This is a genomic window from Leifsonia sp. TF02-11, assembly GCF_017565305.1.
Taxonomy (GTDB): domain Bacteria; phylum Actinomycetota; class Actinomycetes; order Actinomycetales; family Microbacteriaceae; genus Leifsonia.
In genome coordinates, this window is record NZ_JAGEKP010000006.1 from 89,463 (window position 1) to 112,232 (window position 22,770).

At 69.5% G+C, this 22,770-nt stretch carries 22 protein-coding genes; 10 read left to right on the top strand and 12 right to left on the bottom strand.

Annotated elements, in window-relative coordinates; genetic code table 11:
- Window positions 1-27 precede the first annotated feature (27 nt).
- Both JNB50_RS10200 and JNB50_RS10205 read right to left on the bottom strand, forming a co-directional pair.
- Window positions 28-2,400: an arylsulfatase gene (locus tag JNB50_RS10200; RefSeq protein ID WP_208040022.1), complete on the bottom strand. Its 2,373-nt coding sequence runs from the start codon at window positions 2,398-2,400 to the stop codon at window positions 28-30.
- A gap of 135 nt (window positions 2,401-2,535) precedes the next feature.
- A complete protein-coding gene (locus JNB50_RS10205; protein WP_208040023.1) occupies window positions 2,536-3,504 on the bottom strand; it encodes an aldo/keto reductase in 969 nt (322 codons plus the stop codon).
- Window positions 3,505-3,593: 89 nt separating this feature from the next.
- Here JNB50_RS10205 and JNB50_RS10210 point away from each other — a divergent pair, with 89 nt between their 5' ends.
- The gene (locus tag JNB50_RS10210) at window positions 3,594-3,755 is read left to right on the top strand and encodes a hypothetical protein (protein WP_208040024.1); all 162 of its coding nucleotides are present in this window, start codon (window positions 3,594-3,596) and stop codon (window positions 3,753-3,755) included.
- Window positions 3,756-3,935: 180 nt separating this feature from the next.
- Window positions 3,936-4,142, top strand: coding sequence for a hypothetical protein (locus JNB50_RS10215; protein ID WP_055917737.1), 207 nt, complete (start codon window positions 3,936-3,938; stop codon window positions 4,140-4,142).
- Window positions 4,143-4,195: 53 nt separating this feature from the next.
- Here the strand turns inward: JNB50_RS10215 and JNB50_RS10220 are convergent, their stop codons facing one another.
- The 4 genes from JNB50_RS10220 to JNB50_RS10235 are packed head-to-tail and all read right to left on the bottom strand — an operon-like array spanning window position 4,196 to window position 6,542.
- Window positions 4,196-4,465 (bottom strand): hypothetical protein, encoded by a 270-nt coding sequence (locus JNB50_RS10220; protein ID WP_179607928.1) that lies wholly within the window; start codon window positions 4,463-4,465, stop codon window positions 4,196-4,198.
- A gap of 42 nt (window positions 4,466-4,507) precedes the next feature.
- On the bottom strand, window positions 4,508-5,620 hold the full coding sequence (locus tag JNB50_RS10225) for a glutamate--cysteine ligase (protein WP_208040025.1): 1,113 nt from the start codon (window positions 5,618-5,620) through the stop codon (window positions 4,508-4,510).
- Window positions 5,621-5,679: 59 nt separating this feature from the next.
- On the bottom strand, window positions 5,680-6,222 hold the full coding sequence (locus JNB50_RS10230; protein WP_208040026.1) for a GNAT family N-acetyltransferase: 543 nt from the start codon (window positions 6,220-6,222) through the stop codon (window positions 5,680-5,682).
- A 44-nt stretch (window positions 6,223-6,266) separates the two neighbouring features.
- Window positions 6,267-6,542, bottom strand: coding sequence for a hypothetical protein (locus JNB50_RS10235; protein WP_208040027.1), 276 nt, complete (start codon window positions 6,540-6,542; stop codon window positions 6,267-6,269).
- A gap of 121 nt (window positions 6,543-6,663) precedes the next feature.
- Here JNB50_RS10235 and JNB50_RS10240 point away from each other — a divergent pair, with 121 nt between their 5' ends.
- Window positions 6,664-7,488 carry a hypothetical protein gene (locus tag JNB50_RS10240; RefSeq protein ID WP_208040028.1) on the top strand — a complete coding sequence of 275 codons (825 nt, stop codon included), beginning with the start codon at window positions 6,664-6,666 and terminating at the stop codon, window positions 7,486-7,488.
- 24 nt (window positions 7,489-7,512) lie between these two features.
- Here JNB50_RS10240 and JNB50_RS10245 read toward each other — a convergent pair whose 3' ends face one another.
- From JNB50_RS10245 to JNB50_RS10255, 3 genes are all read right to left on the bottom strand, one after another.
- Window positions 7,513-7,932, bottom strand: a complete 420-nt coding sequence (locus JNB50_RS10245; protein ID WP_208040029.1) for a VOC family protein — start codon at window positions 7,930-7,932, stop codon at window positions 7,513-7,515.
- A gap of 107 nt (window positions 7,933-8,039) precedes the next feature.
- Window positions 8,040-9,185 carry a cystathionine gamma-synthase gene (locus JNB50_RS10250; protein WP_208040030.1) on the bottom strand — a complete coding sequence of 382 codons (1,146 nt, stop codon included), beginning with the start codon at window positions 9,183-9,185 and terminating at the stop codon, window positions 8,040-8,042.
- A 37-nt stretch (window positions 9,186-9,222) separates the two neighbouring features.
- A complete protein-coding gene (locus JNB50_RS10255) occupies window positions 9,223-10,587 on the bottom strand; it encodes a cystathionine beta-synthase (RefSeq protein WP_208040031.1) in 1,365 nt (454 codons plus the stop codon).
- Window positions 10,588-10,658: 71 nt separating this feature from the next.
- Between JNB50_RS10255 and JNB50_RS10260 the strand changes: the two genes are divergently transcribed.
- On the top strand, window positions 10,659-11,327 hold the full coding sequence (locus tag JNB50_RS10260; RefSeq protein ID WP_208040032.1) for a metal-dependent transcriptional regulator: 669 nt from the start codon (window positions 10,659-10,661) through the stop codon (window positions 11,325-11,327).
- Between the two features lie 73 nt (window positions 11,328-11,400).
- On the opposite strand, the gene JNB50_RS10265 is transcribed toward JNB50_RS10260, so the two are convergent.
- The 3 genes from JNB50_RS10265 to JNB50_RS10275 all read right to left on the bottom strand — a co-directional run bounded on the left by JNB50_RS10265 (window position 11,401) and on the right by JNB50_RS10275 (window position 16,986).
- The gene (locus tag JNB50_RS10265) at window positions 11,401-13,680 is read right to left on the bottom strand and encodes a LuxR C-terminal-related transcriptional regulator (protein ID WP_208040033.1); all 2,280 of its coding nucleotides are present in this window, start codon (window positions 13,678-13,680) and stop codon (window positions 11,401-11,403) included.
- Between the two features lie 76 nt (window positions 13,681-13,756).
- A complete protein-coding gene (locus tag JNB50_RS10270) occupies window positions 13,757-14,998 on the bottom strand; it encodes an Nramp family divalent metal transporter (protein WP_208040047.1) in 1,242 nt (413 codons plus the stop codon).
- A gap of 113 nt (window positions 14,999-15,111) precedes the next feature.
- Window positions 15,112-16,986, bottom strand: a complete 1,875-nt coding sequence (locus tag JNB50_RS10275) for an ABC transporter ATP-binding protein (protein WP_208040048.1) — start codon at window positions 16,984-16,986, stop codon at window positions 15,112-15,114.
- A 340-nt stretch (window positions 16,987-17,326) separates the two neighbouring features.
- Between JNB50_RS10275 and JNB50_RS10280 the strand changes: the two genes are divergently transcribed.
- From JNB50_RS10280 to JNB50_RS10305, 6 genes are all read left to right on the top strand, one after another.
- Window positions 17,327-17,917 (top strand): helix-turn-helix transcriptional regulator, encoded by a 591-nt coding sequence (locus tag JNB50_RS10280; RefSeq protein WP_208040034.1) that lies wholly within the window; start codon window positions 17,327-17,329, stop codon window positions 17,915-17,917.
- Entirely contained in the window at window positions 17,914-19,203 is a 1,290-nt protein-coding gene (locus JNB50_RS10285; RefSeq protein WP_208040035.1) for an ABC transporter substrate-binding protein, read from the top strand. Before JNB50_RS10280 ends, JNB50_RS10285 begins: the two co-directional genes overlap by 4 nt.
- An 87-nt stretch (window positions 19,204-19,290) precedes the next feature.
- Window positions 19,291-20,328, top strand: a complete 1,038-nt coding sequence (locus JNB50_RS10290) for a carbohydrate ABC transporter permease (RefSeq protein WP_208040036.1) — start codon at window positions 19,291-19,293, stop codon at window positions 20,326-20,328.
- Window positions 20,328-21,242 carry a carbohydrate ABC transporter permease gene (locus tag JNB50_RS10295; RefSeq protein ID WP_208040037.1) on the top strand — a complete coding sequence of 305 codons (915 nt, stop codon included), beginning with the start codon at window positions 20,328-20,330 and terminating at the stop codon, window positions 21,240-21,242. Before JNB50_RS10290 ends, JNB50_RS10295 begins: the two co-directional genes overlap by 1 nt.
- Before the next feature lie 4 nt (window positions 21,243-21,246).
- On the top strand, window positions 21,247-21,483 hold the full coding sequence (locus JNB50_RS10300; protein WP_208040038.1) for a hypothetical protein: 237 nt from the start codon (window positions 21,247-21,249) through the stop codon (window positions 21,481-21,483).
- Between the two features lie 10 nt (window positions 21,484-21,493).
- The gene (locus tag JNB50_RS10305; RefSeq protein ID WP_208040039.1) at window positions 21,494-22,501 is read left to right on the top strand and encodes a LacI family DNA-binding transcriptional regulator; all 1,008 of its coding nucleotides are present in this window, start codon (window positions 21,494-21,496) and stop codon (window positions 22,499-22,501) included.
- Window positions 22,502-22,770 lie beyond the last annotated feature (269 nt).

Here is a 22,770-nt window from a genome sequence, read left to right on the forward strand (position 1 = left end):
TTCCCGCGACTGCTCACGTCTGGAGGCTCATTGGCGGAGCAGGGCGATGTGGTACGCGTGCTCGGGGTCGACCAGGTGGTCGTGGCTGTCGTCGCCGACATCGAGACGCACCCAGGCGATCGCGCCGGTGAACCGGCTGCCGCGCGCGTCGTAGTCGCCGGAGACCGTGGTCGCCGTCTCGGCGCCGACGTCCGTCGTCTCATCGCCCGAGAAGATGAAGGGATGCGTGGCCTCCACGCGACCTGAGCCGACGGCCTCCCCGTCGACGTACAGCGTGACCGTGCCGCCCTTGCCGAGTCCACCTCCGTCATAGTCGAACTCCGAGCGCACCTGGTGGGTGCCGGGAGGGAGGGGTCGCCCGGCGCGGGTGCGGTACCAGTCGACTCCGAGCACGTTGTAACAGAAGCACAGGGTGTTCTCGACGGTGTACAGCGCCCAGCCGCCGAAGCGGCCGCCCTGCGCCACGATCGTCCCGGTCACCCCGCGGTCCGGGATCGTGACCTGCGCCGTCACAGAGAACGACCGGTTCTTGATGTTGAGCACGGTGTTCTCTGCGAGCCGTCGCATGGCGGGGAAGAGCGTCTGCGTCGTCCCGGTGATCAGTTCGGGTCGGCCGGCGATCGTGGCGTTGAGCCGTTCGGCCTTGCGGTCGTCGAGCGGGAACACGTTGTAGCGGTCGGCCTGCAACAGGAACAGCCGCTGCAACTCGGCGAGCCGCTCGGGATGCTCGGCCGACACGTCGTGGGCCTGCGACCAGTCGGACGCGCCGTCGTACAGCTCCCATCTGTCGTCGTCGAAGCCCGTCGTGAGCTGGGTGATCCCGGGGAGACCCGGGTAGCGGTGCAGGGTGACCGCCGACCAGCCCTTGTGATAGATACCGCGGTTGCCGAGCAGCTCGAAGTATTGGGTCTCGTGGCGTTCCGGAGCGGCTGGATCGTCGAACGTGTAGAGCATCGACGTTCCGTGCAGCGGCTCCTGGGTGACGCCGTTCACGGTCGACGGCTCTGGCACGCCGACGGCCTCCAGCACCGTTGCGGCGACGTCGATGACATGGGTGAACTGCTCGCGCAGGGCGCCTCCCTCGGCGATCCGCGCCGGCCAGTGCACGATGGTCGCGTTCCGGGTGCCGCCCCAGTGCGACGCGATCTGCTTCGTCCACTGCAACGGCGTGCAGAACGCGTGCGCCCAGCCGAGCGCGTAGTGGTTGTACGCGTCGGGACCGCCGAGATCGTCGATCTTGGACGCGAGGAACTCCGGCGTCTCGATGTCGGCGCGGTAGTTGATGGAGATGATCTCGCTGAAGGTGCCGTTCAGCGTGCCTTCCGGCGAGGCGCCGTTGTCGCCGATGATGTAGTAGATCAGGGTGTCGTCGAGGATGTCGAGCTGCTCCAGCGCATCGAGCAGCTCGCCGACATAGTGATCCGCGTACTCGAGGTAACCGGCGTACACCTCCGCCTGCCGACGGAGCACGGGGAGGAGCTCCTCCGGCATGTCCGCCCATGCCGGCATCACCGGGTCGCGCGGCGTGAGATCTGTGCCCTCCGGCACGATCCCCAGCTCCTTCTGCCTCGCGAAGGTGCGTTCGCGGAGCGCATCCCAGCCGTCGTCGAACGCTCCCTTGTACTTGTCCGCCCACTCCTTCGGCACGTGGTGCGGGGCGTGCGTCGCGCCAGGGGCGAAGTAGACGAAGAACGGCTTGTCCGGCGTCATCGCCTTCTCGGTCTGGATCCAGCCGATCGCCTTCTCGGTCATGTCGGCCATGAAGTGGTAGCCCTCTTCCGGCGTCTTCTCGGGCTCGATCGGGATGGTGTTCTCGTAGATGGCCGGGTAGTACTGGTTGGTCTCGGCGCCGAGGAACCCGTAGAAGTACTCGAACCCGCCTCCGGGGCTGGGCCAGTGGTCGAACGGTCCGGTCGGGCCGGTCTCCCAGACCGGCACCTCGTGGCACTTGCCGAACTGGGCTGTCGAGAAGCCGTTCAGCTTGAGGATCTCCGCCAGGGGAGCACAGGTGTTCGGGCGGATGCTGGTGGTGCCGGGCGCCGACGTCGCCATCTCGGTGATGCCGCCCATCCCCACGGTCTGGTGGTTGCGTCCCGAGAGCAGCGCCGCCCGGGTCGGCGAGCACATGGCGGTGGTGTGGAATCGCGTGTAGCGGAGGCCGGAGGCAGCGAGCCGTTCGGCGTTCGGCATGGCGATCGGGCCGCCGAACGCGCTGGACGCCCCGAAGCCGACATCGTCGAGCAGGATGACGAGGACGTTCGGTGCGCCCGCGGGCGGCCGGAGCGGCCGGATCGGCGGGAACTGCGTGTCCGGATCCTTCGCATCGAACGTGGTCACCGTGGTCGGCCGCCGGTCCGGGATGGGGAGGATCGTCCGCTGCAGGTCGTCGCGCTCGGTCATCTGCCGTCCCTTCGCCGCTGTTCGCCGCGAGGCTAACGCCAGCCGCTCCCTCGGGTCTACCCCCGGCCGCGGCGCCGAGACGTGAGCAGTCGCGGGAATCCGCCCCCGGGTTCCCGCGACTGCTCACGTCTCGGCTCAGTATCCGGTGGGCAGGGTGACGGTGTAGGGGGCCTCCAGCTGCCGAGCCTCGTCGTCGGTCAGCTCCAGGTGCACGGCAGCAACCGCGTCGGGCAGGTGGTGCGGCTTCGTGGCGCCGACGATGGGCGCGTCGACGACCGGGTTGCGCAGTACCCACGCGAGCGCGATCTGCGCCATGGGGACGCCGCGGGCCTCCGCGACCCGCTGCACGGCCTCCGCGATCGGACGGTCGTGCTCCTCGGTGTACCGCGCCTGCAGTGGATCGGTCTCGCCGCGCAGCGTCTGCTCGCCCCACGGTCGCGTGAGCCGGCCCTTGGCCAGCGGGCTCCACGGAAGGCTGCCGACGCCCTGGTCGGCCAGCAGCGGGAACATCTCGCGCTCCTCCTCGCGCATCATCAGGCTGTACTGGTCCTGCATGGTCACGAATCGCGTCCAGCCGCCGAGGTCGGCCGCGTGCTGGAGTTTCGCGAACTGCCACGCCCACATCGAGGAGGCGCCGAGGTAGCGGGCCTTGCCTGCCTTGACCACGTCGTGCAGGGCCTCCATCGTCTCCTCGACCGGTGTCAGCGGGTCGAAGCGGTGGATCTGGTAGAGGTCGACGAAGTCGGTGCCGAGCCGCTGCAGGGAGGCGTCGATCTGCTCCAGGATCGCGCGGCGGGACAGGCCGGCGCCGCCGGGTCCGTCGTGCATCCGGAAGTTCAGCTTGGTCGCCAGCACGACGTCCTCCCGGCGCGTGTACTCGCGGATGGCGCGGCCGACGATCTCCTCCGAGCTTCCGAAGCCGTAGACGTTCGCCGTGTCCCAGAAGGTGATCCCCGCCTCCACGGCCTGGCGGAAGATCGGGGCAGCGCCCTCGTCGTCGAGCGCCCACTCGTTGAAGCCGCGCGAGGTGTCGCCGAAGCTCATGCAGCCCAGCGCGAGGCGGCTGACCGTGAGGCCGGTCGAGCCCAGTCGGGTGTATTCCATCGTTCGTTCTCCTCTCCGTCCCGACGCTACGCGGCGACGGCGCAGACTGGGAGGTTCTGCCGGTGCCCCGTTCGGCCTACCATCACGGCATGACCGATGCGAAAGAGAACTGGCCGGAGACGCCGTCCGGCGAACCGATCGACGTCGACGCGCTCGCGGAGGGCGAAGGCGGCGGCCCGTACGACGCCGACGGCGTCTTCGAGCCGGAGGACGACGCGGCGGCGGACGACGAGGACGACCCGACGATCTGACGGCACCGACCGCAGGATCGCCGTCCCGAAGCCGACCCCTCCCGTTCATCTGAACCCCCTTGTCCCCCGGGCTTGTACCCCACTAGGGTCTAGTGCAGGAGCCAGTCCCGAGATGGCGGAGGGGCGATAGGGCGCGCCTCCGACGTTGGGACCGGCTGCACAACTGGGGAGGGGTGCAGCGTGACGACCTATGACACGCCGATCGGCAACGCGCCGAAACCGGGGCAGGACATCCATCTGGTTCGATGGATCCGCTCCGCGGACGGCTGGAGCAGCGAGACCGTCTTGTGCACGTATCTGGCGGGGACGCCGTCGCACTGGGTGGTGGAGCGGCACGGCGAGCGCGTGAATCTCGCGCGAGCAGAGTGGGCGCAGTTCGCGTTCTGAGGCGAGCGGTCGCGGTTCGGATTCTGACGGGCTGAGGGTCTGACGGCTCAGCGCTACAGTCCAGCGCGCGCCGCCAGCAGCTCGACGGCCACGCGCCAGTCGCGAGCGGGGATGCCGTCTCCGGTCTCCTCCTCACCGGGAGGCCGGGCGACGAACGACGGCCAGGGGTCGCCGGCGGTGTGCGCCTCCTCGACGAGTCCGAGGTAGTCGCCGCCGAAGTACACCTCCCACGCCGCCGTCGCCGTCGGGCTGTACATGAGCGTCAGCGGAAGCGAGCCGTACGTGTAGACGGCGTGCTGGTGGGCGAGTTCCTTCCCCGTCATGACCGAAGAATAGGCGCGTCGCGGCGCGTGCGGAAGGGATTGCTACGCGACGAAACGATCGTCGCCTTTTTCGCCGGCCACGTGCGTCAGTGCGATCGCCTCCGTGACCACGTCGGCCATCCTCCCGCGCCGCTGGAGTGCGGCCCGCTGCCTGCCGGCTCCCCCGCCGTTCCGCAGGATCCGGACGACTCCGCGCCGCACCAGCGCGAGGTCGCCATTGGCTTGCAGAGCGGCGGCGGTGTGCTTCAGAAGGGCGTCGATGGCGGCGACGGCGGTGCCTTCGCGCCCGCTCACCGGATGCGGGAGCATCCCGCCGACACCGGTGAGCGCCGCCTGCCATTCGGCGAGCCGGAGCGCCGCGGACGGGATGGGCAGGGGTGCGACGCCCGAACGCCACTCATCGACGGCGGTGTCGACGAGGGCGCGTACCAGGGCGGCGAGCACGACGGTGTCGCGGGCGTCGAGGCAGACGTCGGCGACACGAACCTCGACGGTCGGCTGCTTGTGCGACACACGCGCGTCGAGGTACAGCATCGCCTTGTCGAGGATGACGCCGGTCTCGACCAGCAGCCGCTCGAAGCTGTCGTAGGCTTCGACGGAGCCGAAGACGTCGGTCGGTCCCGCGCTCTGCCACTGGTGCCAGGCGACGAACCGGTAGCTGGCGTGCCCGGTGTCGACGCCGCCGACGAACGGGGAGTTCGCGCTGAGCGCCAACAGCGTCGGCAGCCAGGTGCGGATGCGGTCGAGGACGGCGACGCCCTCCTCGCGCGAGTGGATGGCGACGTGCACGTGACAGCCGCAGACCAGGGTGCCTTTGGCAGTGAGCCCGTAGCGCGCCATCATCTGGTCGTACCGCGGGTCGGGGGTCGCGTGCGGCCGCAGCGGCAGCGGCGACATCGCAACCGCGACGGCGCGGGCGCCGTGCCGCCGGGCGAGCGCGTCGGCCAGCGTGCGGCCCTCCACGATGTCGGCGAAGAGCTCGTCGGCCCCGAGTTGCGGACGCGTCTGGGTCTCGATCATCTCCTGCTGGATCTCGGCACCGAGACGATCCTCGGATCCGGCCGGAGCGTCGGCCAGCGCGAACGGCGCGACCGGTGTCGCCACACCGCGTTCGTCCACCAGGAGGAGTTCCTCCTCCACCCCGAAAGTCCTCACGCCTCCACTATCGGTGCGGGGTCCTCAGCGGGCAATACCCTGAATGCCGTGAATCCGCTCTATTCGCGACCGTCGCGCGGCTCGCGCGAGCCTCGCGGTTCGAGGGTCCGCTCGAGCACCTGCCCCGGCCAGGCGCCGACGGTGAACCTCGTCGTCGGGCGATAGCCGCACGACTCGTAGAACCGCACCAGGTCGCCCGTCCCTCCCGCGTAGCAGTCGACCCGGAGCAGGTCGACGCCGGCGGCGCGAGCCTGCTCGTCGGCGAAGCCGAGCAGCCGACGCCCTGTGCCCTTCGCGCGCGCATCGCGCGAACCGATGAGCACGCGCACGTAGACCTCCGGCTGCGTCGCCGCCGGGACATAGTCGGTCGCCCCACCGAGGGCGAGAAAGCCGACCACGCCCGCTTCGGGATGCTCGGCGACCCAGGCTCCGGGCTCCGTCACCCAGCCGCGCACCCGATCCACCTGCTTCTGCTGCGACGAGAACGGCTCGCTGCCCCACTGCCCGGTGTTGCCGGTCGCGACGAACCAGGCGATGGCGTCGTCGAACAGCCGGAGGACGGCGTCGGCGTCGGCGCTTCCCGCCTGGCGGATGGAGGTCATTCCCCCATCCTCCCTCACCCGCGTCGTCGGCTGCGCCAGAGGGCTCAGTGACACGCGAGCGACTCGGTGGCGATCGCGCCGACGGCGAGCACGCCCACCGCGACGATCCCGCCGGTGAGCACGCCGACCCGCGCCGCTTCGGCGAGGCCCCGGTCGCCTGCCGAGAGCAGTGCGCCCAGCGAGACGCCGATGCTCACGATGCCGGTGACGGCGGCGGCCACGGCGCCGTCACGTTCGCGACGCTGTCGTGTCGTCCTGATCGACCAGTCGCGGCTCGAACCGCCGGCATCCACTGTTCGCCGCACTCTGCGTGCACGCACGTCGTCACCATCCCCTCACGGCACGACCGCTTCCGGACAGGAGCGGCCTCCGTCCGCTCTGTGAGACGTGACCCGCGCGGATTCGTCACGCGGCGTGGCGTCGGCGATCTAGACTCCCGGCATGGACGCCCTCCCCGATCCGGACCGTTCGGAGCTCGCCGCCCTGTGGGCCGGCGCCCTCGGCGGTGCCCCTTCCCCGCTCGAACGTCGGCTCGCCGAGTCGAGCAGGCTCCCCGGGCCGCGCGCGAACCTCGAACTCGCGGCACGCTTCGCCGACCTCGTCGCCGCGACGGCGGACGACGGCCGCGACGCCGCCGTCGCACTGCTGGGCGACTGGCTCACCGGTCGCCTGTCGAGCCCGGGTCTTCCCGAGGGCGACGAAGAGTTCTTGGCCGCCTGCGCTGCACTGGCGGCGGGCTCGGTGACGGCGACCTCGTCCGCAGAGGCCGCCGACCACCTCCTCACCTCCGCTGCCGGCGACGAACGCTGGCGGGTTCGGGAGATGGCCGCGACCGGGATGCAGCGGGTGCTGCGCGCAGACTGGAACACCGGACTGCGTGCAGTGCGGGGCTGGCTCCGGTCCGGCGATCCGCTGGAGGCGCGGGCCGCCGTCGCCGCCGTCGCCGAGCCTCCGCTGCTGAAGGACGCCGGCCACGCCACAGAGGCGGTCGCGGTCGTCGGAGATGCCGTCGACCTGCTGCTCGCGATGCCGGCCGACCGACGAGCCGACGACGATGTCCGCGTGCTGCGCAAAGCGCTGGGCTACGCCGTCAGCGTCGTCGCCGTGGCACACCCCGATTCCGGCCTCCCGATGCTGGAGCGTCTGGCGACGTCGACCGACACCGACGCCCGCTGGATCGCCCGGGAGAACCTGACCAAGGCGCGCCTGACCCCGTTCGCCGACCGCCTGACCGTCGCTCGGGATGCCGCAGCGCGCACCCGCTGACCGCGGTCGAGGGGCAGGGTGAGCTCAGCCGACCGTGAGGGTGCCGTCGTCGGCGAGCGTCCACCCCGGGTTGTACGCGATCTCCCACACGTGCCCGTCGGGGTCGGCGAAGTAGCCGGAGTAGCCGCCCCAGAAGACGCGCTCCGCCGGCTTCAGGATGCGCCCGCCCGCCGCTTCCGCCTGGGCGAGCACGCGATCCACGGTCGCCTCGTCGCGCTGGTTGCAGGCGAGGGTGATGCCGCTGAAGGTGCCGTCGATCGGCAGGCGGGCGTCCTCGGCCAAGTCGTCGCGGCCGAACAGCGCGAACGCCATGCCCGGCAGCTGATAGAAGACGACGCCCTCGGGAGCGTCCGCGGGCGTCCAGCCCAGGCCGTCTTCGTAGAAGGCGCGGGCGCGAGCGAGGTCGCGGACTCCGAGGGTGACGAGGCTGATGCGCTGATCCATGCGAGGAGGCTAACGCGCACCGGCGACATCGCACGAGGCGGCGGATTCTGCGCCGCCTCGGGTGATTCGACCCCATTTCGCTCCGCCTCGCGGGCGGCGCGCGTACGCTAGCGCTCCAGCGCCTGCTCCACGTCGGCGAGGAGGTCGGCGACGTCCTCGATGCCCACCGAGAGCCGGATCACGTTGTCCGGGACCTCCAGCTCGGTGCCGCGGACCGACGCGTGGGTCATCTCCGACGGGTAGCCGATGAGCGACTCGACGCCGCCGAGCGACTCGGCCAGCTGGAACACCTCCGTCGACTCGGCGAACCGGCGTGCGGCCGCCGCTCCCCCGCTCAGCGCGACCGACAGCATGCCGCCGAAACCCCTCATCTGGGCGGCGGCGAGGGCGTGACCCGGGTGGTCGGACAGCCCGGGGTAGTAGACGGCGTCGATGCCGGGACGGCCGACCAGCGCCTCCGCGATCGCCTGGGCGTTGCTGGTGTGCCGTTGCATCCGCACGGCCAGGGTCTTGATGCCGCGCACCGTGAGCCACGCGTCCATCGGCGAGGAGACCGCGCCGGCGGCGAACTGGATGAACTGCGCCTTCTCGGCGAGCTCGGCGTCGGCGAAGACCAGCGCGCCGCCGATGACGTCGGAGTGGCCGCCGAGGTACTTCGTGGTCGAGTGGACGACGACGTCGGCTCCGAACGAGAGCGGCTGCTGCAGGGCGGGAGACGCGAAGGTGTTGTCGACGACCACGAGCGCTCCCACCGCGTGGCCGAGCTCGACCAGGGCGGCGAGGTCGCTGATCTTCATCAGCGGGTTGCTGGGCGTCTCGATCCAGAGCACGCGCGTCCCGTCGACGGCGAGCGCCGAGCGCACGGCGTCGAGGTCGGCGAGGTCGACGGTCGTGTTCCGCACCTGCCAGGCGCCGTGGATGCGGTTGATCAGCCGGTGGGTGCCGCCGTACACGTCGTTGCCGAGCACCACGTGGTCGCCCGGGCGCAGCACGGCGCGCAGCAGCGCGTCCTCCGCGGCCAGGCCGGACGCGAACGACAGCGCGCTCACGCCGCCCTCGAGAGAGGCCAGCAGCGTCTCGAGAGAGGTGCGCGTCGGGTTGCCCCCGCGACCATACTCGTAGCCGCCGCGCAGCCCGCCGATGCCGTCCTGCACGAACGTCGACGTCTGGTAGATCGGCGGGATGATCGCCCCGGTGGTCGGGTCGAACTCCTGGCCGACGTGGATGGCGCGCGTGGCGAAACCGTGGGTCATCGGGATCCTTTACTACGAGGTCGAGGGATGCGAGCGGTTACTCGCTGAGATAGGTGAGCAGGTCCTGCCGGGTCAGCACGGCGACCGGCTTGCCGTCCTCCGTGACCAGCAGGGCGTTGGCGACGGCGAGCGCCGCCCGTGCGGCGGTGACCGACTCGTTCACGCCGATCAGGGGCAGCGCCTCGCCCAGGTGCGCGCCGACGGGGTCGTTCATGCGCGCCCGCCCGCTGAAGACGGCGTCGACCAGCGAGCGCTCGTCGAGCGCGCCGGCCACCTCGCCCATGACGACAGGGGGTTCGGCCGTGAGGACGGGCAGCTGCGAGACGCCGTAGGTGTTCATGATCTCGATGGCGTCGTGCACTGTCTCGGTGGGATGGGTGTGGACGAGGTCGGGCAGGCCGCCGCGCTTGGTGCGGATCACGTCGTGCACGGTGGCCTCGTCCGGCACCTCGCTGAACCCGTAGGAGCGCATCCACTTGTCGTTGAAGATCTTCGCCAGGTAGCCGCGACCACCGTCGGGGAGGATCACGACGACGATGTCGTCGGCGCTGAGCTCCGCGGCCGCGCGCAGGGCGGCGACGACCGCCATGCCGCTGGAGCCGCCGACGAGGATGCCCTCCTCGCGCGCGAGCCGCCTGGTCATGTGGAACGACTCCGCATCGCTGACCGGGATGACCTCGTCGACGACCGACGGATCGTACGCGCCGGGCCAGAAGTCCTCGCCGACGCCCTCGACAAGGTAGGGACGGCCGGTGCCCCCGGAGTAGACGGAGCCTTCGGGATCGGCGCCGACGATGCGGACGCGGCCGTCGGAGACCTCCTTCAGGAACCGGCCGGTTCCCGAGATGGTGCCACCGGTGCCGACACCCGCCACGAGGTGCGTGATGCGACCGTCCGTGTCGCGCCAGATCTCGGGACCGGTGGTCTCGTAGTGGCTGCGCGGCCCGTTCGGGTTGAAGTACTGGTTCGGCTTGAACGCACCGGGGATCTCGGCGGCGAGCCGGTCGGAGACCGAATAGTACGAGTCCGGGTGCTCGGGGGCCACCGAGGTGGGGGTGACCACGATCTCCGCACCGTACGCGGTGAGCACGTTGCGCTTGTCCTCGCCGACCTTGTCGGGCAGCACGAACACGCACCGGTAGCCGCGCTGCTGAGCGACGAGCGCCAGCCCGACGCCGGTGTTGCCGCTCGTCGGCTCCACGATGGTGCCGCCGGGCTTCAACAGCCCCTCCTGCTCCGCAGCGTCGATGATGCGGGAGGCGATGCGGTCCTTCGACGAACCTCCGGGGTTCAGGTACTCGAGCTTGACGAGCACCGTCGCCGCGATCCCTTCGGTCAGCTTGTTGAGCTTCACGAGCGGGGTGTCGCCGACCAAGTCTGTAATGGTCTCTGCGTACTTCACGCCGTCAACCGTAACAGGGCGCGTCGCGGCACGTTCGCTCTGTTTCAGCTCCGCTGCCTAGACTCGTTCCTATGCCGGTGTCCGATCTCTCCCCTGTGGCACAGGACTACCTGAAGCTGATCTGGTCGGCGACCGAGTGGTCGGGCGACCCGATCACGGTCAAACAGCTCTCGGAGCGGATGGGCGTCCGCGCCGCGACGGTGTCCGACGCGATCCGCCGCCTCGTCGAGCAGGGACTCCTGGTGCACGAACCGTACGGCGGGATCGAGCTCACGGAGGCGGGCCGACACGGCGCGGTGGCGATGGTACGCAGACACCGGCTCATCGAGACCTTCCTCGTGGAGGAGCTCGGTTACGGCTGGGACGAGGTGCACGACGAGGCCGAGGTGCTGGAGCACGCGGTCTCCGACGGGCTCGTCGATCGCATCGACCGTCGCCTCGGATACCCCGCGCGAGACCCGCACGGCGACCCGATCCCCACGGCCGACGGAACTCCGCGGCGTCCGGAAGCCGAGCCGCTGCTGTCGGCGCAGACCGGCGTTCCGCTCACCGTCGTGCGCATCTCCGACGCCGACCCTGCCGTGCTGCGCTATCTCGGCGAGCGCGGGATCGGCCTCGACGTGACGCTCACCGTGGACGAGCATCGCGCGTTCGCCGGCGACGTGACGGCGGTCATCGGCGGCGAGCCCGTCGTGCTCGGCGCGACCGCCGCTGCCGCGGTGTGGGTGGCGGTGGGCTGAGAAGCACCCGGCGCTCACCGCTTCGTCGGGTCGGTGCGCTACAGCGCGCCTGTGCCGCGCCGCTCCGACGCGTTCATTCCGCGCTCGCTGCGATCTGAGCAGTCCACGCAGCCAGTTGCGCCCGAGAGCTGAATCCGAGCTTCATCAAGCTGTTGGCGACGTGGCCCTCCGCTGTGCGGCGCGAGATGACGAGGCGTTCCGCGACCTCACGGTCGGTCAGTCCTTGGCCGACGAGCGCCGCGACCTGGCTCTCCCGTGGGCTGAGCTCGGACGACGCCACGGCGCGCCGTCTGGACGAACCGTTACCGGGAAGCTGGGCGCCCAGCGCGTACGCCACCCCCTCTTCCTCCGTCATTCTCGCACCGCGATCGAACGCAGCCCGGTACGCGCGGTCGCCGAGATCGGCTCTGGCCATCGCGACGATCTGCGCCCGGGCACCGGGGAACTGCGGGAATGCCGCCTTGAGCGCCCCCTCCGTTCCCACTGCAAGGTCGGTGACCCCGAGCAGGGTCGCAGCCCTCACCGCATCCGGCATCGCCGAAGCGGCGTACGCGAGCGCCTCTTGCGCGAGTGCCCGGATGAATGGCTCGGCGAGGTTCTGAGCCAGGCTGAGCGCCTGCCTGAGCATCGTCACCGCTTCGTCGGACGAGGCGTGCGGTGAGCCCAGTCCGGAGCTCAGGAGCAGGTAGGTGGTTTCGAACGACTCGCCCACTCGCAACGCACGGTCGATGAGCTGCTGCCGGCGCCGGGCCGCCTCTTCGACGTCACCGTACAGGCATTCGCCGATCGCGATCCGCTCCTCGAGGTTCGTCCGCCCGTGGAGCGCCGTGACGTCTCCTGCGACCTCGAGCGCACGCTTCCACATCACCGGCATCTCGCGGTCGAATCGCAGCGTCCCGCGTTCGTCGATGATCCAGGCGCGGCAGAAGTCGTCGTCGAGCGCCTCCGCGAGGATCGCAGCCCGTTCGAGGAGGCGCTCGGCCGCGTCGCGGTCGCCGCGCGCGGCCTCCAACGCGCCCACCTTGATCAGCAGTTGACAGCCCTCGGCGGTGGACGGATCGGCGAGTGCCAGAATGCGGATCCCCCAGCGATGGAACTCGTCCATCAGACCGTGGGCCTGCCAGACGATGCGCCAGCCCGAGATCAGGAGCCGAGCCCCCCGCTCCGCGTCGCCATGCGCGACGCAGTATTCGAGCGCTGCCCGGATGTTCGGCAGCTCGATCCTGGTCATCGCGAGCCAATACGCCTGATCCGGCCCGTACCATTCGGTTTCGAGGCGCTCCAGACGCTTCAGATACCAGTCGCGCTGCGCTGCACCCTCGTCGTCGAGCTCTGCCTCCGCCGCCGCTTCGAGGCCGAAGCGCCTGACCGTGTCCAGCATCCGGTAGTAGACGATGTCAGCGTCCGGCCCGCGCGCGACGATCGACTTGTCCATCAGGGACTGGAGGAGGTCGAGAACCGACACACCCGACCCGACCTCGATCATCGCCTCGGCCGACTCCACGTCCCAGCCGGCCGGGAATACGGACATGCGTCGCCACAGCAGCTGCTCCTCCGGCGTGCACAGGTCATAGCTCCAGCTGATCGCGTTGCGGAGGGTCTTCTGGCGAGCCGGAGCGTCGCGAACGCCGTTCGCGAGAAACGTGAGCGGCGACTCGAGCCGCTCGAGCAGGTCTGCGGGTGCAAGCACCCGCAGTCGGGCGGCGGCGAGTTCGATCGCCAGTGGAAGGCCGTCCAGCCGCCGGCAGATCTCCGCGATCGTCTCTCGCTCGGATTCCGTCGGAGCGGCCCTCGCCGAACACGCTCGTTCGACGAAGAGAGCTGCGGCAGGCGACCACGTGTCCGCGCCGGCGTTCCCGAGGTCGAGCGGCTCGAGCCCGAAGACCGTCTCGGCGCCGATGCGGAGCAGTTCGCGGCTCGTCGCGATCACTGTGATCTGCGGGCACTCCGCCAGAAGCTCCGCGACGAACGTCGCGCACTGATCGATCAGGTGCTCACAGTTGTCGAGGATCAGAAGCCCGTGCTTGTCGCCGAGATGGCGAGTGACCGCAGCGAACGCGTCGTGGGAGACCCGGGCGTCGATAGCCCTCGCCACTTCGTCGGCCACAGAACCGGAGGCAGCGAGTCCGCTCAGGTCGACGAACCAGCACCCGCCCGAGAATTGCCGGCGCGCCGTCTGCGCCAGCCGGATGGCGAACCGCGTCTTGCCGACACCGCCTGCTCCGACGACCGTCAGCAGCCGGGTCTGTCCCAGCGTGGCCTTGGCCGCTGCGAGCTGCGCCTTGCGGTCGACGAACGAGGTGTACTCGACCGGGAGGGCACCTCGACGGCGCGCCTCAGGCTCTGCCGTCACCGGAACCCCCACGCGTTCTCACCTGCGATGTGTGGTTATGAATATCGGAAGCTGTAATCAAATCGCAGAAGCGAATCTACAGCGCGACCAGGGTGAGCACCACCAGAGCGAGGTTGAGCACCACGACGAGCCCGGCGATGCCCGCACCGCCCCAGCGAACCCAGCGCCGATCGACCTGCGTGCCCATGACCTCCCGTGATCCGGTGAGACGCAGCAGCGGGATCATCGCAAACGGGATGCCGAGGCTCAGCAGCACCTGCGACAGCACCAGGGCCCACGTCGGGTCCACCCCCAGCGCGAGGATGATCACCGCAGGGATGAGGGTGACGACTCGCCGCACGAGCAGCGGGACGCGCACGTGCAGCAAGCCGCTCATGATGGTGGCCCCCGCGTAGCTTCCGACCGAGGTGGAGGCCAGCCCCGACGCGAGCAGCCCGATCGCGAAGACGGCGGCGACGACAGGCCCGAGCGCCGCTCCGATCGCGGCGTGCGCTCCTTCGATGGTGTCCGTCCCCGCCACCCCGGGCAGCGCCGCTGCCGCCAGCAGGAGCATCGCGATGTTGACGGCTCCGGCCAGCACCAGGGCGAGCACGACGTCGAGACGCGTGGCGCGCAGCAGCGTGCGGACCCGCCCGGCGTCGTCGCTGGATCCATGGCGGTCGCGGGCGAGCGCCGAGTGCAGGTAGATCGCGTGCGGCATGACGGTCGCCCCGAGCATGCTCGCGGCCAGCAGCACGGTGGGCGCGCCGTCGAAACGTGGGACGAGACCGTTCGCCGCCGCCTTCCAGTCGACCGGGCTGACCACGAGCCCGGCGAGGAACCCGACCGCGATCACGCCGAGCAGCGCGAGGATCACCGCCTCGAACGGCCGCTGACCCCGACGGGACTGTACGGCGAGGATCCCGATCGCCGCAGCACCGACGATCAGGGCGCCGAGCGGCAGCGGCAGCCCGAACAGGAGGTTGAGCGCGATCGCGCCGCCGATCACCTCCGCGATGTCGGTGGCGGCGGCGACCAGCTCGGCCTGCGCCCAGTACAAGCGCCGGCCGGCAGTGCCGAGCCGGGAGCCGAGCAGCTCGGGAAGGCTGCGGCCGGTCACGATGCCGAGCTTGGCGGACTGGTACTGCACGAAGACCGCGATCGCGTTCGCGGCGACGAGGACCCAGACGAGCAGGTATCCGTATTTCGCCCCGGCGGTGAGGTTGGCGGCGACGTTGCCCGGGTCGACGTAGGCGATCGCCGCGACGAACGCGGGGCCGAGGAGGAGCCAGAGCCGTGGGCGTGCGCGCGCCTTCCGCTCCGCGACCTCTACCGCCATCATCGCCTCCCCTGATCCGAATGTTAGGCGAGTCTAACATTATCGGACAGAGCGGATCGAGGGCTCGCGAACACCCCCGGAACGACGTCGAAAGGGCGCGTGCGCCCCTCGCGCTACTCGCGATCGAGGATGGCGGTCTCGGTCTGCTCGAGGTACAGGCGCGCGTAGACGCCGTCGAGCTCGAGCAGCTCGCGGTGGGTACCGCGCTCGACCACGCGGCCGTGATCGATGACGAAGATCACGTCCGCCGCGACGATCGTCGAGAGCCGGTGCGCGATCGCGATCGTCGTCCGGCCGCGGGAGGCCGTGTCGAGCGCCTGCTGCACGACCCGTTCCGAGATGGTGTCGAGCGCGCTGGTGGCCTCGTCGAGGATCAGCACCTCCGGGTCCTTGAGCAGGACGCGCGCGATCGCGATGCGCTGCTTCTCGCCGCCGGAGAGGCGATAGCCGCGCTCGCCGACGATCGTCTCGTACCCGTCGGGGAAGCCGACGATCGTCTCGTGGATGTTCGCCCGCCGTGCCGCGGCCTCCAGCTCGTCCCGCGTAGCGTCCGGTCGCGCGTACCGCAGGTTCTCGGCGATGGAGGCGTGGAAGAGGTAGGTCTCCTGGCTCACCACCCCGATGTGCGAGACCAGCGAGTCCTGCTGCAGGCTGCGCAGCTCCGTGTCTCCGAAGAGGATGCGTCCGGAGGTGGCGTCGTAGAAGCGCGGGATGAGGTAGCTCACCGTGGTCTTGCCCGCCCCGCTCGGGCCGACGAACGCCGCGAACTCGCCGGGCTCGATCACGAACGACACATCGTCGAGCGTGTTGCGCTCCCCTTCTCTGGCGTCGGGGTAGCGGAAGACGACATGGTCGAACTCGATGCGGCCGAGATCACGATCGGGGTCGACGGGCGTGGCGTCGGGAGCATCCGCGATGGCGGGCTTGAGATCGAGGTACTCGAAGATCCGGGCGAAGAGCGCGCCGGAGGTCTGGAGGTCGAGCGCGACCCGCATCAGCGCGAGCAGAGGGAAGAGCAGCCGGGCCTGGACGGTCGTGAACGCGACGATGGTCCCCGCCGTGATGTCGGTCGCCCCGCCGAGGATCAGCCAGCCCGAGACCAGGTAGACGATCGCCGGGATCGAGGAGAGGAAGATGTTCACCATCGCGAAGAACCACTGGCCGCTCATCGCCTGCGAGACCTGCAGCCGGATCTGCGTGCGGTTCTCGTCGGAGTAGCGCTCCACCTCCGCTGCCTGGCGGTTGAAGCTCTTCGACAGCAGGATCCCGGACACGCTCAGCGTCTCCTGCGTGATCGCGGTCATGTCCGACAGCGACTCCTGGGTCTTCGTCGCGATCCGTGCGCGCACCTGACCCACCCGCCGCTGCGCGATCACCAGGATCGGCATGAGGATGACCGCCACGACCGTCAGCTGCCAGTTCAGCAGCAGCATCGCGACGAGCGCGGCGATGACGGTCACGGTGTTGCCGAGGATGCTCGACATCGTGTTCGTGAGCACGCTCGCGACGCCCCCGACGTCGTTCTGGAGGCGCGACTGGATGATGCCGGTCTTCGTCTTGGTGAAGAAGCTCAACTCCATCGACTGCAGGTGCGAGAACAGCCGCACCCGCAGCGCCCCCATCACCCGGTTGCCGACCGACGCGGTCAGGTAGGTCTGCCAGACTCCGAGAAGGGCGGAGCCGACGAAGACCACGATCATCAGCACGACGATCTCGGTCAGCACGGGGAGGTCGGGCTTGCCGCTCTTCGGGAACAGCCCCTCGTCGAAGGCGCGCTGCGTGAGCAGCGGGGGGACCACCGACAGCGCGGCCCCGACCAGCACCAGCACCATCGTCACGACGATCGCGCCCTTGTGCGGCGCGAAGAGCGCCACGATCCGGCGGAAGAGGTTCGGGATCCGCGGGGCGTCGGCGTTGAGCGCACGCTGGGCGTCGACATCGCTCGCGCTGACGCGGGAGCGCATCCCGCCTCCGCCCATCCCACGCATACCGCTCACAGACGAAAGCCTAACTCCGTGGCGCGACACTTCCGCCTCGCCCATGCTCCCGGGCGGCGGCACTCCATTTCGGCCGCCGATGCCCCTAGTCGCGGCGTGGACACGCTATCGCACTCCGCGCTCGCGAGCGAAACGCATCGACTCGCTCCGGCGCCCAGCGCGTTCTTCGGCACAGGCGTCGATCTGGCCCACACCGTGCTGAGCGACCCGGACCGCGACCCTGAGGGCTTCGGCGCCGCGCTAGCGCGCGCCGGCGCCCGCTCGCGGCGGCCGAGCTCATGCGGGCCGTCGCCGAGCTGACCGCTCCGCCTTCCACCGAATCGGCCGCCTGGTGGAGCTGCTCGCCTCCGGATCCGCCGCCGCCCTGCGCACGAGGGCGAACGCCGGTGTCGACGGCCCGGCGTTCCCGATGGGCGATCTCGCGCTCGCGGCGGCACGACGCGAGACGGAGGCCGACCGCCGTGACGCGCTCCTCGGGCTAGCCGACGCCCTCGGCGGCCACCGGATGCCGGGCGTCTGGCCGCCGCGTGTGTCCGTCGCGGCCCGCGACGGACACGGCGCAGGGACGCTCACCGGCCGCGAGCAGGAGATCGCGATGCTCGCCGGCCGTTTCACGAACGCGCAGATCGTCGAACTGCTCTCGATCAGCGGCCGCACGGTCGAGAATCACCGGGCCAGGGCGATGCGCAAGAGCGGCGTCCGTTCCCGCGCCGACCTCTACGACCTCGTGAGCGCGCCACGCGGTTGGCATCCGCGGCGCGGCGGCCCTGGCAATCCTCCCCCGCCCGCGGGTAGACGCCCTCGTGACCCAATCGCAATGCAAGCGCTTGACGTAAACGCTTGCATCGAGTGTCGACCCGGGAGTACGTTGAGCCCGGGCGCACCCGCGCCTGCACCAAGAGCTCAACGAGGAGTGAAATGAAAGCAGCACGTCTCTCCGTGATCGCGGGGATGGTGGCCATCACGGGCCTCGCCCTTGCGGGATGCACCGGCGGCGGATCGGGAGGCAGCGGGGGCGGAGACGCCAACGCCAACCTCGACGGCAAGGGCCCCATCACCTACGTGCAGGGCAAGGACAACTCCAACGTGGTCCGTCCGCTCATCGAGAAGTGGAACGCGGCACACCCGAACGAGAAGGTCACCTTCAAGGAGCAGACCGACCAGGCCGACCAACAGCACGACGACCTCGTGCAGCACTTCCAGGCGAAGGACGCGAACTACGACGTGGTCGATGTCGACGTCGTGTGGACGGGCGAGTTCGCCGCGAAGGGCTGGCTGCAGCCGCTGACCGGAAACTTCAAGATGGACAACTCGGCCCTGCTCGCCCCGACCGTCAAGTCGGGCACCTACAACGGAACGCAGTACGCGGCCCCGCAGACCTCCGACGGCGGAATCCTCTACTACCGCAAGGACCTCGTCACCTCTCCGCCCAAGACGTGGGACGAGATGCTGAAGGACTGCGACATCGCCAAGGCGCAGAACATCGGCTGCTACGCCGGTCAGTTCGCCCAGTACGAGGGCCTGACGGTGAACGTGGCAGAGGCCATCAACACCAACGGCGGCACCATCGTCGGTGACGACGGCAAGACCGTCACCGTCGACAGCTCACAGGCCAACGCGGGTCTGACCCGCCTGGTGGACGGCTTCAAGAACGGGCAGATCCCGGCTGAGGCCATCACCTACCAGGAGGAGCAGGGCCGCCAGGCGTTCGAGGCCGGCAAGCTGATGTTCCTGCGCAACTGGCCGTACGTGTACAGCCTGGCCAAGACGGACGGCTCCTCCACGGTCAAGGACACCTTCGGCATCGCGCCGCTGCCCGGAATCACCGCGGACAAGCCGGGCGTCTCGAGCCTGGGCGGCCACAACGCCGCGATCAGCGTGTACAGCAAGCACAAGGCGACGGCCTTCGAGTTCCTGAAGTTCCTGCAGAGCGAAGAGACCCAGAAGTTCTTCGTGACCCAGGGCTCGCTCGCTCCCGTGCTCACGTCGCTGTACGACGACGCGTCGCTGAACAGCCAACTGCCGTACCTGTCGACCCTGAAGACGTCGATCGCCAACGCGGTTCCGCGTCCGGTGTCGCCGTTCTACCCGGCCATCACCAAGGCCGTGCAGGACAACGCCTACGCGGCGCTGAAGGGCGACAAGTCGGTCGACCAGGCGCTGAAGGACATGTCGGCGGCCATCAAGACCGCGAGCTCGGGCCAGTAGCACCCGAGCCCACCACGGTCGCCGGGCGGCGGGACCCTTCCCGCCGCCCGGCTCCTCCACTTCCCGCTCTTCCTTTCGGAGGCACACATGTCAACGCCGAACGTCGTCGCCCCCTCATCAACGAACAGCGCCGGTAAGCAGCCTGAGCAGCGCGCCGGGGTCAAGCACAATCGTCGCCAGCAGAGCCGCTGGGCCTTTTACCTGATCATCCCCACGATCATCCTGCTCGCTGTCGTGATCGGGTACCCGATCGTCAGCGCCGTCGTGATGTCCTTCCAGAAGGACCCGGGACTCGACCCGGCGACCGGCCTGTTCGTGCAAGGCGGCTTCGCAGGGTTCCAGAACTACGCGCACTGGCTGTTCCAGCAGTGCGCGGGCCCGAACGGCACCACCGTCACGTGCCCGCCCGGCAACCTCGGCTCCACGTTCTGGAGCGCCGTCGGGGTGACCTTCTTCTTCACCGTCACGACCGTGATCCTCGAGACCATCCTCGGCCTCTGGTTCGCCCTCATCATGAACCGCGCATTCCGCGGCCGCGGCTTCGTCCGCGCGGCCATCCTGATCCCGTGGGCGATCCCGACCGCCGTCACCGCGAAGCTGTGGTTCTTCATCTTCTCGGTCGCCGGCGTCGCCAACGCCATCCTCGGCGCCCACATCCTGTGGACGAGCGACGAATGGGCGTCCCGGTTCGCGGTCATCATCGCCGACACCTGGAAGACGACGCCGTTCATGGCACTGCTCATCCTGGCCGGTCTCCAGATCATCCCCGAGGACGTCTACGAGGCGGCGAAGATGGACGGCGCCAGCACCTGGCAGCGGTTCTGGCGGGTGACCATGCCGCTGCTGAAGCCGGCCCTGATGGTCGCCGTGCTGTTCCGCGTGCTCGACGCGCTCCGCATCTACGACCTGCCGCAGATCCTGACAGGCGGTGGAGGCGGAACAGGCCATGCCACGACGACCCTGTCGATCCTCGTGGTCGATCAGATCAGGCAGGGCTTCAACAGCGCGGCAGCGCTCTCGACCATCACGTTCATTCTGATCTTCCTCGTCGCGTTCATCTTCGTGCGGTTCCTCGGCACGAACGTGGTGCGAACACAGGAGACACAAGCGAAGGGAGCGAAGTGATGACCACCGTCGCCGGCCCCGCAGCGGCCACGGCAGAGGCGAACGCCCTGCCGAAGACCCGCACGAAGAACCGCTCGAAGCGCCGCAACAGGAACCAGAGCATCCGCACGGGCGTCCAGGCGATCGTCGTCGTGCTCTGGTGTCTGCTGCCGTTCTACTGGATGGTCGTCACCTCGTTCCGCGACGTCGGCTACACCAGTGACAACACGCCCTGGTTCACGCACGTGACGCTCGACAACTACGTGACCGCGCTCTCGACCAAGCTGGGGAACAACCTGCCAGGCGCCCTGCTGAACTCGCTGTTCATCGGCGTCTGCGTGACGCTGATCTCGCTGGCCGTCGGCATCTTCGCCTCGTACGCGCTCGCCAGGCTCGACTTCAAGTTCAAGGGCGTCATCCTGGGGATCATCCTGGCCGCATCGATGTTTCCGGGCGTCGCGCTCATCACCCCGCTGTTCCAGCTGTTCACGAAGATCGGCTGGATGGGCACGTACCAGGCGCTGATCATCCCGGAGATCTCGTTCGCGCTCCCGCTCACGGTCTACACGCTCGTCTCGTTCTTCCGCGAGATGCCGTGGGACCTGGAGGAGGCCGCGCGGATCGACGGCTGCTCGCAGGCGCAGGCGTTCCGCAAGATCATCCTGCCGCTGGCCGCGCCCGCCGTGTTCACGACCGCGATCCTCGCGTTCATCTCCTCGTGGAACGAGTTCCTGATCTCCAGCCAGCTGTCGAGCGACGCGACGCAGCCGGTGACGGTGGCCATCGCCTCCTTCACAGGAAGCCAGCCGCACCAGGAGCCGTACACGGCGATCATGGCTGCCGGTACGATCGTGACGGTCCCGCTCATCATCCTGGTGCTGATCTTCCAGCGCCGGATCGTCGCGGGCCTGACCGCAGGTGGAGTGAAGGGCTGACCCGATGCGCAGGAACGACCCGAAGGAGTACATCGATGTCGGTCTCGGCTTCGTCGGCTTCTTCGGTGTCGCGTTCGTGATCATCACCGCCGTCTGCGAGCTCACCGGACAACAGGCGCTCCCCTGGGCGCTGGTCTCACTCACGCTCGTCGTCGTCTTCGTACTGCTCCTCCAGGCGCGCCGCCGAATGGCGGCGGCGCGCCTGAGGGCGGAAGAGGCGCGGGCGACCCAGGACTCCTGACGGGACGCGCATGGCTGGAATCGAGGAGGTCGCGCGCGCGACCGGCGTCTCCACGGCGACGGTCTCGCGGGCGCTGCGGGGGCTCCCGAACGTATCGGACACCACGAGAGCCGCGGTGCGCCGTGCCGCCGACGAGCTCGGCTACGTCGCGTCGTCCAGCGCGTCCGGGCTGGCCAGCGGACGGACACTCGCCCTGGGCGTGGTCGTCCCGTCGGTGAGCCGGTGGTTCTACACGCAGGTGCTGGAGGGGGTCGACTCCGAGCTTCGGTCCGCCAGCTACGACATGATCCTGTTCAACCTCGGCGGCCACCGCGGAGACCGCGAGCGCGTCTTCCACCGCAGCATCCTGCGCAAGCGCACTGATGCCCTCCTGGCGCTGTGCCTCGACTTCACGCCGGACGAGCGCGAGCAGCTGGCCTCCCTCGGCCACCCGACGATCGTCGTCGGAGGTCCGGTGAAGGGACTGCGCAGCGTCGGCATCGACGAGAAGGCCACCGCGCGCGCGGCGACGGAGCACCTCATCGGCCTCGGCCACACCGACATCGCGCACCTCGGCGGGGAGGACGAGGAGGGTTTGAACAGCAGCGTCCCGACCGGGAGGCTGCGCGGCTTCGAGAAGGCCATGCGCTCGGCGCACCTGCCGGTCCGGCCCGAATGGGTCATCCCGGGCGGCTTCACGCTTCCGGACGGCCGTGCGGCGATGAACCGGCTGCTCGACCGGCCGGGGCCGCGGCCGACCGCCGTGTTCGCCGGCTCGGACGAGATGGCGATGGGAGCGATCCTCGCCGCGGGAGACCACGGGCTGCGGGTGCCGCAGGACCTGTCGGTCATCGGCATCGACGACCACGACTTCGCCGAGTCGTTCGGCCTCACGACGATGGCGCAGAGCCCGTTCGAGCAGGGAGCGACGGCCACCCGCATCCTGCTCGACGAGCTCGGCGGAGCAGAGCCGAGCCCGCGTTCGGTGCGTGCGGATGCGACGCTGGTCGTCCGCGCATCCACAGCACCCCCGCTGTGACGCCGAATTCATCGATTCTCAGGACGAATTCACCCGGATTCGAGCGAATCGGGCCGGATGTGAACGATCGAACCCTCCTGATCTGAAACAATGTGTCAACCGGCCGTTGGCCGATCGCGCCTTTCGGGTAGGCACGATCGCGCGCCGACGGCCGTCCGTGCCCGCACTCCTAGTGCGAGCACGGGAAGAGCCGCCCTGACTAGGGCGTGTTGATTAAGTAGATCGACCGGAGGGCAGAGCGCGGACGAGCTCGCGAAGCCGACGGTAGT